Below are 16096 nucleotides of genomic sequence, written 5' to 3' on the forward strand. Positions count from 1 at the left end.
CAATGTTAAGATCGATGTATTCGGGTGTTTCGGGCATGCGCGGGTTTCAAACCAAGCTTGATGTAATTGGCAACAATATCGCCAATGTGAATACAGTAGGCTTTAAGTCTGGTCGAGTCATGTTTAAGGACATTATGAGTCAGACGATGAGTGGAGTTACCGCTCCGACTGAAGGAGAAGTTGGGGGAGTTAACGCTAAACAAGTTGGTTTGGGAGTATCCATTGGATCCATTGATACTCTGCACACTGCTGGCAGTGCTCAAACAACAAATAATCCTCTGGATATGCGGATTGACGGTGATGGTTTCTTCCTGGTGAAGCTCTCACAAGATCAGGAAACTCCTTATCTAACAAGAGCAGGGGATTTTCATTTGGATGCTGCTCGAAACTTGGTAACATCTGACGGAATGCTTGTTCTAGGTGCTGGAGGAGATCCGATTACAATTGAAGATACAGTAACTGCTTTTACCATTAGCCAAAACGGTACAATCGTGCAAAAGAATGAAGATGGTACAACTTCAGATGGTCCTCAGATTGGTGTGGCTAAAGTCACCAACCCTGAAGGGCTTGAGAAAATCGGAAGCAATATGTATCGCATGACTCTGAACGCCAATGCAGATGGCGAGCTGGAGGTGACCACAGCTAACAATGCTGAGGCCGGAACAGGCGCAATCATTGCAGGACAGCTAGAAATGTCTAACGTGGATCTTACTGGCGAATTCACGGAAATGATCGTGGCTCAGAGAGGATTCCAAGCAAACTCTCGGATTATTACAACTTCTGACGAGGTGCTTCAAGAAGTCGTTAATTTGAAACGCTAGTAATATAAAGCCGGGGAGAGGGGGAAACTTCCTTCCCCCCGCTAATCTCCGGAGGGCAGCATGATATCAGTAACGAAGCTGAATGGTTCGTCCTTGTGGCTTAATGCATTGATGATTGAATCCGTTGAAGAGACCCCTGACACTTACATTAACCTAGTGACGGGGAAGCGGATGATCGTGCTTCAAAGCGCCGAGGAAATCGTCAACATGGTAACGCAGTATTACAAAGCAATAGGGTTACACCCAGCAACTATTAAAGTGCAACAAACGGAGGAATTGTCATGAAGAAGATGGCCCCATGGCTGATCACGATATTGTTATCCATTACACTAATCGTATTGGCCGCCTTCCTGGTTATGAACAACATGAACAACAAAAATAACGCGAATACCACAACGAATAATACGAACACAGAAGCTGTAGTGAAGAAATTAACGGCCGAAGAAATTGTAAAAGTTACTTCAGTGATCGAAGGTATTAAAACAAATCTGTCTGATCCGAGCTATCTAGTAAAAATGGACTTTGCTTTCCAATTAAATGATGAAAAAGCGAAAGAAGCTTTTGACCAGATTGCGGTTTACAAAGTGAAGCCGATCATCATCAAGACACTCGCAGATTCAAAACCGGAAGAGTTAAATGGGGCTAAAGGTAAAGACCAGTTGTGCGCCAAACTGCTTGATCAGATTAACAAAATTCTTCCTGAGGGAAATGTGATTCAAGTCGAGATTACAGATTTTCAAATCACACAAATTTAAACTGAATACTCGATGAATTTATTTCTTGAAGGGGGTGAGTTATTTGGTAGATGTATTATCGCAGAATGAGATTGACGCATTACTCGCTGCATTGTCGTCAGGTGAGATGGATGCTGAGGAACTCAAGAAAGAAGAAACCCAACGAAAAATTCGTGCCTATGATTTTAAAAGAGCGGTTCGCTTTTCAAAAGATCATATTCGCAGCTTAACTAGAATACATGAGAACTTTGCAAGATTCCTAACTACTTATTTTTCAGCACAGCTTCGTACTTTTGTACAAATTAGTGTGGTTCAAGTAGAACAACTGCCTTATGACGAATTTATCAGATCAATACCTAAGATGACGATCCTTAACATTTTTGAAGCTGAACCATTGGAGGGCAGGATGGTTCTGGAGGTTCACCCAAATGTAGCCTATGCTATGTTAGATCGGTTATTAGGCGGAGTTGGCACCGCACCTTCCAAGATCAATTCACTTACAGAAATCGAAACAACGATTATGGAACGAATTTTCAGTCGTGCCTTCGAAAGTCTGCAAGAGGCTTGGAAAACGGTCATTGACCTGTCTCCAAGAATGGAAGCCTTAGAGACTAACCCACAATTTATGCAAATTGTATCTCCGAATGAGACGATTGCCTTGATCTCACTCAGTACAAAGATTGGTGATACTTCCGGAATGATCAATTTATGTATTCCGCATGTCGTCATCGAACCTATTATGCCTAAATTATCGGTACACCATTGGTTTGTCTCACAGAAAAAATCACGGGCTCCTGAGGAAATTGATGCACTTCAAGCCAGAGTAAGTAAAACAAAGCTGCCAATCGTTGCAGAACTTGGCGAGTCGCAGTTATCCATCAGAGAGTTTTTAGGCTTGTCTGTAGGAGATGTTATTTCGCTCAATAAGCAAGTTGGTGAAGGACTTTCTGTTCTGGTTGGCGAGAGATTGAAGTACGTTGGCAGTCCAGGCACCATAAAAGATCGAGTAGCCGTTCAAATTGATGAAATTGTCAACGAAGGAGTTGAAGAATTTGACGAGTAAAGACTATTTATCCCAAGAAGAGATCGATGCTCTGTTAAAGCAGGCAGGCGGCCAAGAGACGTCCGAACCATCCGTGGATGATTACCTGACTGCACTTGAGCAAGATGCCCTGGGCGAGATTGGGAACATCACTTTTGGCAGTGCAGCAACGGCTCTTTCAACTTTGCTTAGTAAAAAAGTAGATATTACTACCCCTAAGGTTTCTATCATCACTAGAAGCCAATTTGAAACTGAATTTCCCAAACCCCATGTAACTGTTCATGTGACTTATGTGGATGGATTTGAGGGGATCAATTCTTTGGTCATTAAGACGAGAGATGCTCAGGTCATTGCTGACTTGATGCTGGGCGGAGAAGGAAATCCCGCGGACGAAGAGTTGAACGAAATTCATATAAGCGCCGTGCAAGAAGCAATGAATCAAATGATGGGTTCCTCTGCAACTTCCATGTCTACGATCTTTAACCGGTTTGTTAACATTTCGCCACCAGGGATCGATATCTTGAACATGGAGAGCGGAGATGGCGTGGCCAGTCTCCCGCCCGATGAAACGCTCATCAAAATTTCATTCCGCTTGACCATCGGGGATTTGATTGATTCGACAATCATGCAGCTTCTTCCGGTACACTTTGCTAAGGAAATGGTCAATAATCTCATTGGAGGTTCTGCTCCTGAGAACAATCAGGCTGAAGCTCAAACAGCAGCCGCAACGGCAGCTGCCGAACCGGTGCAGCAACAGCAGCCTCAAGCACAGCAGCAGGCGCCGCAGCAGCCGCCGATGCAAGCACCTCAGCAGCCACAGGCTATGCCGCAACAGCCATACTACGAGCAGCCTATGATGCCGCAGCAGCCTTACTATGAGCAACCGATGCATCAGCCTCAGCATTATGGTGCGATGCCAGGACGGAACGTAAATGTTCAACCGGTACAGTTCTCAAATTTACAGTCACCAGCTTTTGATCATATTGATGAAAATAATTTGAACTTACTGATGGACATTCCCCTTAAAGTCACCGTAGAATTAGGAAGGACCCAGAAGCAGATTAAGGACATCCTTGAGCTGTCCCAAGGCTCTATTATTGAACTGGACAAGCTGGCAGGTGAACCTGTCGATATTCTGGTGAACAATAAGCTGATTGCCAAGGGTGAGGTTGTCGTTATCGATGAAAACTTCGGTGTCCGTGTCACGGATATCGTAAGTCAATGGGACCGAATACAAAAATTACAATAGAGAAGTACAGGGAGGATTTTTAATCAATGGCAAACCGAATTCTTATCGTAGACGATGCTGCATTTATGAGAATGATGATCCGGGACATTCTGACAAAGAACGGATTTGAAGTAGTAGGTGAGGCACAAGACGGCGCACAAGCGATTGAGAAATACAAAGAGCTGCGTCCAGATCTGATCACTATGGATATCACAATGCCAGAGATGGATGGAATTGCTGCACTTAAGGAAATCAAGAACATGGATCCGGCTGCTAAGGTAATTATGTGTTCCGCGATGGGCCAACAGGCAATGGTTATCGATGCGATTCAAGCAGGGGCAAAAGACTTTATCGTGAAGCCGTTCCAATCTGACCGGGTTATTGAAGCAATCAACAAGACCCTGGGCATTTAACTGTAAAATATGACTCCAAACAATAACGACTATAATCCAGTAACAAGTATCCTTACCGTTATTGTCGTTTTGGCCATTATCATTGCGCTTATCGTTCTTCTTATCCGCTTTCTTGGCAGACGAAATCAAATGTTCTCTAAGAGCCGGTCAATTCGCACACTTGGGGCAGTAGGGCTAGGACAGAATAAGTCGCTTCAAGTGATCGAAATCGGATCAAGCATTTACTTAGTGGGTGTTGGTGAGGATGTCACACTGGTTGACAAAATTTCGGATCCGCAGCAGGTGGCACAATTGGTAGGCGCTTTTGAAGAGGAAGCTGCCGATCTCGGCAGCTTATCCTCCATAGTGGCTACGCTCAAAACGCGATTCCGCAAGGGAGCTCCTGCAGTAGAAGAAGAACTCGACAGCACAACTTTTCACGAAGTCTTTGAAACAAAGCTGCGGGATTTGCCAAACCGCAAAAAGCAGATGGAAGAAATTCTGCAGGAGGAACAATCTACAGATCGGTTGAGGAATCCATGAAGAAGAAGCTTGTAATTATTGCATTATTGCTAATGTTATTCAGCGTGTTTGCGGCTACGGCCTCGGCAGCTGATCCGATTCCTGATATCAATATTCAAGTGGGGGATTCCGGCGGCAAGCCTAGCACCAGTTCACTTTCAATCCTGCTTATGGTGACCGTGCTCAGTGTGGCTCCAGCAATTCTGGTACTCATGACCAGCTTCACGCGTATTGTCGTGGTGTTAGGCTTTGTACGCAGTTCTCTGGGGACGCAGACCACCCCTCCCAATCAGGTGTTGGTAGGTCTTGCACTATTCCTTACTCTGTTTATTATGAGTCCAACCATTTCGGCAGTGAACGATGTAGCTTTACAGCCTTACCTTAAAGGGGAGATCACCCAGACCCAAGCCCTGGAAAAGGCAGCCGTACCGATGAAGAAATTCATGTATTCCCATACGCGTACCAAGGACCTGCAGCTCTTTATGAGTTACACCAAGACAGAGAAGCCAAATAGCTATCAAGATATTCCGCTGACTGTGCTTGTGCCGGCCTACGCGATTAGTGAGCTGAAGACGGCTTTTCAGATGGGCTTTATGATTTTCATTCCTTTTTTGATCATCGATATTGTGGTGTCTAGTACCTTAATGGCAATGGGGATGATGATGCTGCCTCCTGTTATGATCTCATTACCATTTAAAATCTTGCTATTCGTTTTAGTAGATGGATGGTACCTGGTCGTTAAATCACTCCTACAAAGTTTCGGCACATGACAATCGTTTAAAAACCGTATGAAACTATATTAACAACACCAAGGGGGACGGTTATGAGTTCGGAGTTTATTATCGGATTGGCCGGACAAGCCGTTTATACCGTACTGAAAGTTAGTGCTCCAATGCTGATCCTTGGACTTGTCGTTGGTTTGGTGATTAGTATATTTCAAGCTACGACTCAAATTCAGGAGCAGACGCTGGCTTTCGTGCCAAAGATCGTTGCAGTACTACTTGCGCTCCTGTTATTCGGCCCATGGATTTTGACAACACTTGTGGATTTTACTTACGGGATATTAAATAACTTGTCCAGTTATATTGGTTAGCGGCATGACAACAGAAATGGTGCTGCAAGGATTCTCTGTTTTTTTGCTTATTTTTTGTCGAATTACAGCATTTTTTGTAGTTTCTCCCGTGTTTTCATCGCGAAATGTGCCGAATACTTTTAAAGTAGGATTTGCCGGAATTATTTCTTTAATGATTTATTTGGTCTATGGGACCCAGCAAAGCGTACCGATGGATTTGACCTTCATCATTTTTATATTTAGAGAGATTCTCGTGGGATTACTTATAGGGTATGTTGCGTATTTAATGTTTACTGTAATTATGATGGCGGGTTCTTTTATTGATATTCAAATCGGTTTTGGTATGGCGAACATCATTGATCCAATGACCGGAGCCTCAGCTCCTGTCATCGGTAATTTTAAGTACATGGTTGGAATGTTAATGTTCCTAGGAATGAATGGTCATCATTATCTTCTGCAAGCAATCATTCGTAGTTACAATTGGATTCCCCTGAAGAATGAGGTTTTTTCCAGGCTTGCGGGTGGCAGTGTTGCTGAATTTTTGTTAAGAACATTCACTGAAGCGTTTATGATCGCTTTTCAAATGTCTGCACCACTTGTTGTAGCTTTATTCTTAACAGACGTAGCTCTCGGCTTCTTAGCTAAAACTGCACCGCAATTCAATGTATTTGTTATTGGAATTCCTCTTAAAATTATTGTTGGACTTGTTTTACTACTTTTGATGATGTCAAGTTTTGTACTAGCTTTCCAATATCTATTTGAAATTCTGTTTAAGTCTTTAGAAAATCTGCTTGGAACTCTTGGTAGCAGACCGCAGTAGGAAGGAAGGAATAGCATTGGCTTTGCGTTATGAACTCGACCTGCAATTGTTTTCAGGTGAGAAGACTGAGAAGGCCACACCAAAAAAACGGCAGGATGCCCGTAAAAAAGGCCAGGTAGCCAAAAGTATGGATGTGTCTGGAGGTCTGGTTCTACTTTCCGCTTTTCTTTGTCTGCTAGTCTTTGGTGACTATTACAAGAAACACTTAGTTTCATTGTATACTGATATTTTCTTGCACCGCTTAAGTATGGAAATAACTAAAGAAAGTGTAATAGCGATGTTTGGGAATATTGGAATGCAAGTCTTACTCTTACTCGCTCCAGTGCTGCTTACCGTCATGGTAGTAGGGATTATTGCCAACTATATTCAGGTTGGATTCCTACTAACGGGGGATCCTTTAAAACTAAAGTTTAGCAAGCTTGATCCGATCAAAGGTTTTAAAAATATTTTTTCGATGAGATCTATGGTCGAGTTCTTAAAGTCAGTCCTAAAATTAGTGATTATTGGCGTTCTTGTGTACATGACTTTGATGGATGAAAAAGAGAACATTTCTAAACTAGGTCACCTTGGAGCAGAGCAAACATTCTCCTATACGGCAAGTTTGACTATGAAGCTAGGACTTGAAATTGGCGTGGCCCTTCTAGTGCTGGCTGCCGCCGATTACATGTACCAGCGTTATTCACATGAGAAGAGCTTGAAGATGTCAAAACAGGACATCAAAGATGAGTACAAAAAAATGGAAGGCGATCCCCTGATCAAGGGGAAAATTCGCGAACGACAACGCCGGATGGCCATGCAGCGTATGATGCAGGAAGTGCCGAAGGCGGATGTCATTATCACAAACCCGACCCATTTTGCCGTCGCGTTGAAGTATGACGGATCTGAGATGGATGCGCCGCAGATCATTGCGAAAGGGCAGGATTATGTCGCGCTTCGGATTAAAGAAATAGCCAAAGAACATGGCGTTATAACTATGGAAAACAAGCCGCTTGCACGCGCTTTGTTCAGCAGGGCTGAAATCGGGGATTCGATTCCTGCAGATCTTTTCCAGGCTGTAGCTGAAGTGCTGGCTTATGTATACAAACTAAAAGGTAAAGTGAAATAATTTCGGGATCGGAGGCCATTAAGCGTGAAAATTAAAGATATTTCGATATTGGTGGGGATCATTGGCATTGTCATGATGATGATTCTCCCGATCCCGACATGGTTGCTCGACGTGCTGCTGGTGATCAATATATCGATTGCAATGATGATACTGCTGGTTGCGATGAACACGAAAGAAGCGTTGCAATTTTCTATCTTTCCAGCAATGCTGCTGATTACTACGATGTTCCGGCTGGCGCTTAACGTATCGACCACTAAGTTGATTCTTGGACAAGCTGACGCAGGTCACGTGGTAAGAACGTTCGGCAGTTGGGTATCCCAGGGAGAGCCTGTTGTCGGTTTTATCGTCTTCTTAATTCTAGTGGTTGTGCAATTTATCGTAATTACGAAGGGTTCTGAGCGCGTAGCGGAAGTAGCTGCGAGATTTACCCTGGATGCGATGCCCGGCAAACAGATGAGTATTGACGCGGATCTGAACGCGGGGCTGATCAATGAGAAGCAGGCGATGGAACGTCGGAGAAAGATTGAGCGTGAAGCTGACTTCTACGGAGCTATGGATGGTGCGAGTAAGTTTGTAAAAGGGGATGCTATCGCTTCGATCATTATTCTGATGATCAACCTCATTGGCGGATTTATTATTGGTGTATCCATTCATGGATTGCCGTTTATGGATGCCTTGTCGACTTATTCTCTCCTGACGATCGGGGACGGTCTGGTCAGCCAAATTCCAGCGCTGCTGATCTCCACCTCAGCGGGTCTTATCGTTACACGCGCTTCCTCGGAAGGCAACCTTGCAGAAGATATTACAGGGCAGCTGTTTGCTTACCCTAAGCTGATCTATATCGTTGCAGGAACGGTCGCACTGCTTGGGCTGTTCACGCCGATTGGCGTTCTGGCCACAATTCCTCTGGCGGGGCTGCTAGCAATTGCTGCATATCGGATGCAGAAGAATATGAACAAGCAGATCGTCGCTCAAGAGATTCAGGAGGAAGAGCAGCAGATCGAGGAAGTTCGCAGTCCGGAGAGTGTTATTAATCTCCTGCAGGTGGACCCGATCGAATTCGAGTTTGGCTATGGACTGATTCCACTGGCGGATACAGGCCAAGGCGGGGATTTGCTGGATCGAATTATTATGATCCGCCGTCAATGCGCATTGGAGCTTGGGCTTGTCGTACCGGTAATACGTATTCGCGACAATATTCAACTAAAACCGAACGAATACGTCATTAAAATTAAAGGGAATCAAGTAGGCAGTGGGGAATTGTTACTTAATCACTACCTGGCCATGAGCCCCGGATATGACGATGATTCTATTACCGGAATTGAGACTCAAGAACCAGCTTTTGGCTTACCTGCGCTTTGGATTGATGAGACGACCAAGGAGAGGGCAGAGCTTGCTGGGTATACGGTCGTAGATCCTCCTTCCGTGGTAGCTACTCATCTTACGGAGACTATCAAGAAGCATGCGGATGAGCTTCTCGGGCGGCAGGAGACGAAAGCGCTGGTCGACAATCTTCGCGAGAATTATCCAGTGCTGGTGGACGAGCTTATTCCTTCCGTACTTTCCATTGGGGATGTGCAGAAGGTACTGGGCAAATTGCTTCGAGAGAAAATATCGATTCGCGATCTGGTAACGATATTCGAAACTCTAGCCGACTATGGATCCTATACCAAAGACCCAGAAGTGTTAACCGAATATGTCCGTCAATCCCTATCCCGCCAAATTACTCAGCAGTTTACTCAGCAAGGCGAGACCATGCGGGTAATAACAGTTGGACCAACATTAGAGAAGAAAATAGCGGAAAGTGTACAGCAGACAGACCAGGGAAGCTATGTGGCTTTAGACCCCGTTTCTACCCAATCGGTTTATCAGAAATTAACAGAACAGATTAACCGCTTGATTCAAACAGGACAGCAGCCAATTGTGCTCGCATCGCCGACGATCCGTATGTATCTGCGGCAGATCATGGAGCGGACAATGAGAGATGTGCCGGTGCTGTCTTACAGTGAACTTGAGCCTAATGTTGAAATTCAGAGTGTCGGGGTGGTTAACCTTTGAGAGTAAAGAGATATATTGTTGATACCATGCCGGATGCCATGCTTAAAATTCGCACCGATCTAGGCAGCGATGCTGTCATTCTAAGTACAAAAGAGCTTAAGGTCGGCGGATTTCTAGGAATGTTTACGAAGAAGAAAATAGAAGTAATTGCTGCGACGGAAGCAGAAGACAAACCAAAGGTTCGGTCTGTGGCGAAGCCTAGGCAGGCGGCTGAGCAGACAGAGGAGATTCAGCCTGTGCTTCAGCCTGTGAGGGCGGGAGTACCCCAGGCTTACCGGAAGACAGCAGAGCTTCTTGGAGATAAGAAGCCTGCAGATAAGTCTTCCTCTTCCATACAACAGGAAGAAGCTTTGAATGCGAAGGTGGAGCAAACTGGAATACTAAGTGACCAAGGCTCAGAGACAGTCGTCCCTGAGCCCGCAATCCCTCCGCTTGAGAAGCGGGAGATCCTTGTAGAGCGAAATACAGGAACAGGGATGGACGCCAACAGCTTATTAATAGACGAAATTAGGCAGATGAAGTCTATGGTAAGCAAGCTTACAAGTCAGCAAGAAGGAGCTCGGGAGCTGCCAGAGACTCTTCAGCGAATAACCGAACGCATGTCCAGGCAGGGAATCATGCCTGAGCTTGCGGAGAGATGGCTGGCTCCCGTAGTAGAACGTTGGGAGAGCTCTGAGGGGCAAATGACCCATGCGGAGCTGGTAGCAGGAGTAGAAGAGCAAATTGATCAATTTCTCTTAGATAAGATAGGGAGCGGCATTTCGCCAAAGACGAAAATCGCTTATATTGCCGGGCCGACAGGCGTCGGAAAGACGACGACAATCGCCAAGCTGGCTGCAGATCAAATATTCAAGGCGGGGAAGAAGGTTGGCTTGATTACTGCGGATACTTACCGGATCTCAGCGGTAGAGCAGCTCAGAACCTACGCTTCGATCTTGAATGTTCCTCTAGAGGTCGTTCAGTCTCCTGGAGATATGCAGAGGGCAATGGCTCGCCTTGAGGACTGTGATCTGGTGCTGATGGACACAGCGGGAAGAAATTATCTCAATGAGCTGCATGTTGCTGAGCTCCACAGCTTGCTTTCTTTGTCTGAACAAAGCGAAACCTATCTTGTGCTGAGCTTAACGTCAAAAATGGAGGACATGAGAAAGATTACCGACCATTTTGGGAAATACGGTTTGGATAAAGTCATATTTACCAAGCTCGATGAAACCGAAAGTTGCGGTCCATTATTTAATTTGGTAGCCGATTACCCACTCTTGCTTTCTTACATTACGAATGGCCAGAATGTGCCGGATGATCTGCTATCTGTAAATAGGGAACTGCTGTTTCAAGAGCTTCTTGGAGATTTGGGAGCACCCTTGTCATGAGCGACCAGGCCCAATCCTTAAGACAACTGGTTTCAGCACAGGAGCAATCAGACATCAAGAAAGAAAACCGGAAGCGCGCCGCTCGGGTGATCACGGTCACTAGCGGCAAGGGAGGCGTAGGGAAATCTAATTTTACATTGAATTTTGCTTTGGCTTTGCAATCTCTCGGCAAGAAAGTACTGGTGTTCGACGCAGATATTGGGATGGGGAACATTGATGTTTTGATGGGGGCTAGGCCAAAGTACAGTCTTTATCATTTGCTAAAAGGCGAGAAGAAGCTAACGGAGATTGTGGAGTACGGAGCGGATAATCTACCATTCATTGCAGGTGGCTCGGGCATGGCGGATTTGTTCAGTTTGTCGGAGAGTGATCTCACTTATTTCACTGAGCAAATTGAACAAATCTCGAATGAGATGGACTATATTCTTTTTGATACAGGTGCGGGTTTATCTAAGGAGACTATGAAATTTATAGCAGCTGCTGATGAATGTCTCGTTGTAACCACGCCTGAGCCCACTTCTATTACGGATGCTTATGCACTAATTAAGGTAGTGCTTGGTGTAGAGCCGCAGAGTAACTTCAGATTGATCGTCAACCGGGTCTCAAACGCCAAGGAGGCCAGGCAGGTGCACGATAAAATTACGCTGGTGGCAAAGAAATTTTTAAATATCGAACTTCCTCTGCTGGGGTCAATAAGTGATGATCCGTATGTAATGCAGGCGGTTAAGCGTCAAGTCCCTTTCTCTACAGCGTATCCTCATTCATCTGCTTCCCGGGATATCAAGCTGATTGCCAAGCTTTATGCTGATATGAACACAAAAGGTAAAGCGGATGAGCAGGAAAGCACTTTGACAGGAATCAGAGGATTCATTCACAAATGGCTATCTAGAGCAAATTGATTCTTTAATAAGGACGAGGTGGGATCGCGAATGAAGCCATATCGGATTTTAGTCGTGGACGATTCTCCGTTTATGCGCAAAATTATTACCGATTTAATAGAGCAGGATAAGTCGTTCTGGGTTGAGCGAACTGCTGCTAATGGACGGGAAGCGCTGGAACGAATTGAGGAACTGTCTCCGGATTTGGTGACTATGGATGTGGAAATGCCGGAAATGAACGGTCTTGAAGCCCTGCGTCACATAATGAAAAAGCATCCCGTGCCTGTTATTATGCTCTCCGGTATTAATGAGCAGGGCATGAGAGAGACCATTATGGCTCTTGAGCTCGGTGCTTTTGACTTTATTCGGAAACCCTCGCTGTCTTCGAGCTCTCAAGGCATAGCTGAGGTGGGAGAGGCCCTGCGCGAACAAATACGTGCGGCTATGCTGAGTAAAGAACGCCGCTTGGCCAGAGAGCAGGCAATGGCACGGCAGGCGGAAGAGCCGAAGGCTCCTCCGCACCCTAGGGTGGAGCGACCTTCAGCTCTTCCCCCAGCAGTACCTGAACCCAAACGGCCTAAAATTAGCCCGCTGCCAGAACGAGCTCAGTCGGAGCCTTCCGAGCCGAAGAAGCCGGAAGTAAAGCAGCCTCCATTCGGGGCCGGTTCTACTAAAGCTGTTGATGATGTAAAAGCAAGCTCGCCCAAACCATCGGCAGCGAAGTCCCCAGCGCCGAAGCCTCCGGAGAGAAGCAAGCCGGTAGCAAAAGCGGTTCCGGAACCTAAAGCCGAACCTGTAAAGCGGGAGAACTCAGGCCGGATCGCCGGGCAGACAACAGCGGCGGGCGGAGCAGCTTACACGGATATCGTTGCTATCGGCTGCTCCACAGGTGGGCCGAAGGCGCTTAAGACGCTATTGGAACGTATTCCAGGAAACTTTCCAGCCCCGATCGCCATCGTTCAGCACATGCCTCCGAACTTTACCAAATCGCTGGCCCAGCGCCTTAACAGCCTATGTGCTTTAACGGTGGTGGAAGCTGAGGATGGAATGATTATGGAGAAGGGGACCGCCTATATTGCGCCTGGCGGACAGCATTTGACGATTGTCCCTGGTGCAGGTGGAACTTGCAAAATTTCGCTGAATCAAGGCGAGCTTCAAAGTGGGCATAGGCCATCTGTGGATGTGCTGTTTAGCTCGTTGCTTCCTTTGAGCCAGTTCCGGAGACATGCAGCTCTGCTCACCGGGATGGGCAGTGACGGAGCTAAAGCTATGAAGCGGTTATACGACGCTGGTGTTACCTCTACATTTGCAGAAAGTGAAGAAACCTGTGTAGTTTATGGAATGCCGCGTTCTGCAGTTGAGTTGAAGTGTGTCAGCCATGTCCTGCCACTTCAAGAAATTGCGCCAAAGCTTGTACAAATTGTGAAATAAGAGAAAATGGATCTCTTGGAGGAGGTGCCTCACCATGGACATGAATCAGTATTTATCCATGTTTATTGATGAGTCGAATGATCATCTGCAAGCGTTAAACGACAACATGATGCAATTGGAAGACAATCCTGAGGATATCAGCATTGTCCAGGTTATTTTCCGCTCAGCTCATACCCTTAAAGGGATGGCGGCGACGATGGGGTTTGAAGATTTAGCTTCATTGACACACCAAATGGAGAACGTATTGGACCTGGTGCGTAATGATAAGCTGAAGATGCAGGATTTTATTTTTGATACGCTCTTCAAAAGCCTTGATGCGCTGCAATCCATGGTTCAAGACATTACCGAAGGCGGAGAGGGAAAAGCCGATGTTACTTCTATAGTGGACTCTCTTCAGGCGATTGTTCGTGGCGAGGTTCCAGGCGAAGCCAAAGCGTCTGCACCAGCAAAAGCACCAGCTGCAAGCGCGAACTCGTCGATTGTGCTTGACGAGTTTCAGTATTCCGTCCTGGAGCAATCCATTGCTGAGGGGCATAAGGTCCTTTATGTTGATGTAGTCATCCGCGATGACTGTCAGCTTAAGGCCGTTAGAGCCTATCAGGTTTTTGATCTCATGGAGCGTAACGGTGAGGTCGTTAAATCCTTTCCTTCTGCACAAGACATTGAGCAAGACAAGTTTGACCGCAGTTTCTCCTTGTATTACATAACGCAGAAGGAAGCGGAAGAACTTAAAAATTTGATTTTGAATATCTCCGAGATTAGTGAAGCGAAGGTAGTTCAGCTGGATGCAGAGACGCTACAGCAGATGGCGCTGCCGCAAGCTGAAGCTGCAGCAGCGGTAGAAGCACCCCCAGCGGCTCCTCAGCCGGAGAAAGCTGAGAAGTCTTCTGCTCCTGCTCCTGCGAAGTCCAAAGGTGCCGAAGCAGCACCGAAACGGGCGGGCGGCGGTACGCCAGCCCCGTCTAGAACTATTCGGGTGGATATTGAACGTCTTGATGTACTTATGAACCTGTTTAGTGAACTGCTGATTGACCGGGTGCGGCTAGAGCAGCTGGCAGGAGAGATCAAGCGCAGTGAGCTTACGGAAACTGTTGAGCATATGACTAGGGTTAGCGGAGATTTGCAAAATATTGTGCTTAAGCTTCGGATGGTACCTGTGGATACCGTGTTTAACCGATTCCCTCGGATGGTTCGGGACTTGGCTAAATCACTTGACAAGAAAATTGATCTGATTATTACAGGAGCGGAAACTGAGCTCGATCGTACAGTTATTGATGAGATTGGTGATCCACTGGTTCACTTGCTCCGTAATGCTGTCGACCATGGGGTGGAGACAACGGCCGAAAGAATTGAAGCTGGCAAGCCTGAGACAGGCACCGTTCAGCTTCGCGCATTCCATAGTGGCAACCACGTGTTCATCGAGATTGAAGATGATGGCAAAGGAATTGACCGTGAGAAGGTAGCAGCCAAGGCGATCAAGAACGGCGTTATTACAGAAGAGCAAGCACAGGCAATGACAGATGATGAAGTCGCACTGCTTCTCTTTGCTCCTGGGTTCAGTACAGCAGAGAAAATTTCCGATATTTCCGGGCGTGGTGTGGGTCTGGATGTAGTTAAGTCTAAAATTGAATCCCTAAGCGGTACAGTGCAGGTAACTTCCAAGCTGGGATCGGGTTCTAAGTTCTCCGTTCAGCTTCCGCTGACCTTGTCGATTATTTCCGCAATGCTGATTAAGACTGGCGAAGAGAAGTATGCCATCCCGCTGTCCTCAATCGTTGAGACCGGAATGATCAAGCGAGCTCAAATCCGCGAAATTCATGGGTACAAGATGATACCATATCGTGATACCAACATTCCGCTATTATCATTAGCCGAGATATTCGACGTGCCAGGTTATGACGAAAGTCAGGAAGTGGAAACTGAGATTGTGGTTATTCGTAAAGGGGATCGCTTGGCGGCTTTGACCGTTGAGGAATTTGTTGGGCAGAACGAAGTCGTTATTAAGAATTTGGGCAAATACTTGCCTTCCATTCAGGGGGTTGCAGGGGCAACGATTCTTGGGGATGGACAGGTTGCTTTGATTATTGACCCTAATGCCTTCATTAAGTAATTTAAACAGATGAATTGCTTCGGAAAGAGAATTTAGGAGGAATCAACCATGGGACAGGAAATTAAAGTTATTGTTTTCAAGCTGGGACATGAGGAGTATGGTATTGATGTGGACAAAGTTCAAACCATCGAGCGCATTACGCCAATTACTCGTGTACCTAAGACATACAGCTTTGTAAAGGGTGTAATCAATCTGCGCGGCGTGGTGATACCGGTTATTGATCTGCGCGGCCGGTTTGGCCTTCCTGAAGCGGAGTATACCGATCAAACTCGCGTTATCATTGTGGCCGTAGAGGATATGGAAGTAGGATTTATTGTAGATTCGGCAAACGACGTAATTGATTTAGACACCGATGTGATCGACTCTCCGCCGGAAGTTGTCGGGGGCATCAAAGCGAAATACTTGCATGGCGTTGCCCGGATCTCTGAAGAGCGTCTTCTGATTATGCTCAACCTGTCTGAGGTGCTCAATAAAAGTGAGATTATTCAGCTGGAAGGCTTAGAGGGTTAGATT

Annotated in this window: 17 protein-coding genes; all 17 read left to right on the top strand. The window is 46.1% G+C overall.

From position 1 onward, the window contains the following. Positions 1-2: 2 nt before the first annotated feature. Genes flgG through DCC85_RS08840 form a run of 17 tightly spaced genes read left to right on the top strand, consistent with a single transcriptional unit; the run spans position 3 to position 16093 of the window. Positions 3-821: a flagellar basal body rod protein FlgG gene (gene flgG, locus DCC85_RS08760; protein ID WP_108465238.1), complete on the top strand. Its 819-nt coding sequence runs from the start codon at positions 3-5 to the stop codon at positions 819-821. A 60-nt stretch (positions 822-881) separates the two neighbouring features. Then, positions 882-1106: a flagellar FlbD family protein gene (locus DCC85_RS08765; RefSeq protein WP_108465239.1), complete on the top strand. Its 225-nt coding sequence runs from the start codon at positions 882-884 to the stop codon at positions 1104-1106. Continuing rightward, entirely contained in the window at positions 1103-1576 is a 474-nt protein-coding gene (locus DCC85_RS08770; RefSeq protein WP_108465240.1) for a flagellar basal body-associated FliL family protein, read from the top strand. Before DCC85_RS08765 ends, DCC85_RS08770 begins: the two co-directional genes overlap by 4 nt. A 43-nt stretch (positions 1577-1619) precedes the next feature. Beyond that, complete coding sequence (fliM, locus tag DCC85_RS08775) at positions 1620-2618, top strand: flagellar motor switch protein FliM (RefSeq protein WP_108465241.1); 999 nt, start codon at positions 1620-1622, stop codon at positions 2616-2618. Continuing rightward, on the top strand, positions 2608-3846 hold the full coding sequence (fliY, locus tag DCC85_RS08780) for a flagellar motor switch phosphatase FliY (protein ID WP_108465242.1): 1239 nt from the start codon (positions 2608-2610) through the stop codon (positions 3844-3846). The genes fliM and fliY overlap by 11 nt, the downstream gene beginning before the upstream one ends. Positions 3847-3872: 26 nt before the next feature. Next, positions 3873-4238, top strand: a complete 366-nt coding sequence (locus tag DCC85_RS08785) for a response regulator (protein WP_108465243.1) — start codon at positions 3873-3875, stop codon at positions 4236-4238. Positions 4239-4247: 9 nt separating this feature from the next. Continuing rightward, the gene (locus tag DCC85_RS08790; RefSeq protein ID WP_108465244.1) at positions 4248-4760 is read left to right on the top strand and encodes a flagellar biosynthetic protein FliO; all 513 of its coding nucleotides are present in this window, start codon (positions 4248-4250) and stop codon (positions 4758-4760) included. After that, positions 4757-5509, top strand: coding sequence for a flagellar type III secretion system pore protein FliP (fliP, locus tag DCC85_RS08795; protein ID WP_108465245.1), 753 nt, complete (start codon positions 4757-4759; stop codon positions 5507-5509). Before DCC85_RS08790 ends, fliP begins: the two co-directional genes overlap by 4 nt. A gap of 53 nt (positions 5510-5562) precedes the next feature. After that, complete coding sequence (gene fliQ, locus DCC85_RS08800; protein ID WP_108465246.1) at positions 5563-5832, top strand: flagellar biosynthesis protein FliQ; 270 nt, start codon at positions 5563-5565, stop codon at positions 5830-5832. A gap of 4 nt (positions 5833-5836) precedes the next feature. Continuing rightward, positions 5837-6631, top strand: coding sequence for a flagellar biosynthetic protein FliR (fliR, locus tag DCC85_RS08805; RefSeq protein WP_234414392.1), 795 nt, complete (start codon positions 5837-5839; stop codon positions 6629-6631). Between the two features lie 16 nt (positions 6632-6647). Then, complete coding sequence (flhB, locus tag DCC85_RS08810) at positions 6648-7736, top strand: flagellar biosynthesis protein FlhB (RefSeq protein ID WP_108465247.1); 1089 nt, start codon at positions 6648-6650, stop codon at positions 7734-7736. A 24-nt stretch (positions 7737-7760) separates the two neighbouring features. Further along, on the top strand, positions 7761-9794 hold the full coding sequence (gene flhA / locus DCC85_RS08815; protein WP_108465248.1) for a flagellar biosynthesis protein FlhA: 2034 nt from the start codon (positions 7761-7763) through the stop codon (positions 9792-9794). Next, on the top strand, positions 9791-11164 hold the full coding sequence (gene flhF / locus DCC85_RS08820) for a flagellar biosynthesis GTPase FlhF (protein ID WP_108465249.1): 1374 nt from the start codon (positions 9791-9793) through the stop codon (positions 11162-11164). Before flhA ends, flhF begins: the two co-directional genes overlap by 4 nt. Further along, positions 11161-12063, top strand: coding sequence for a MinD/ParA family protein (locus tag DCC85_RS08825; protein ID WP_108465250.1), 903 nt, complete (start codon positions 11161-11163; stop codon positions 12061-12063). Before flhF ends, DCC85_RS08825 begins: the two co-directional genes overlap by 4 nt. Positions 12064-12093: 30 nt before the next feature. Next, positions 12094-13473 (top strand): protein-glutamate methylesterase/protein-glutamine glutaminase, encoded by a 1380-nt coding sequence (gene cheB, locus DCC85_RS08830; protein ID WP_108465251.1) that lies wholly within the window; start codon positions 12094-12096, stop codon positions 13471-13473. A gap of 34 nt (positions 13474-13507) precedes the next feature. After that, positions 13508-15583: a chemotaxis protein CheA gene (locus DCC85_RS08835; RefSeq protein ID WP_108465252.1), complete on the top strand. Its 2076-nt coding sequence runs from the start codon at positions 13508-13510 to the stop codon at positions 15581-15583. A 48-nt stretch (positions 15584-15631) separates the two neighbouring features. Continuing rightward, positions 15632-16093, top strand: coding sequence for a chemotaxis protein CheW (locus tag DCC85_RS08840; protein ID WP_108465253.1), 462 nt, complete (start codon positions 15632-15634; stop codon positions 16091-16093). The last annotated feature ends 3 nt before the right edge of the window (positions 16094-16096 follow it).

The organism is Paenibacillus sp. CAA11 (genome assembly GCF_003060825.1).
In the GTDB taxonomy this organism is placed as follows: Bacteria; Bacillota; Bacilli; order Paenibacillales; family Paenibacillaceae; genus Fontibacillus.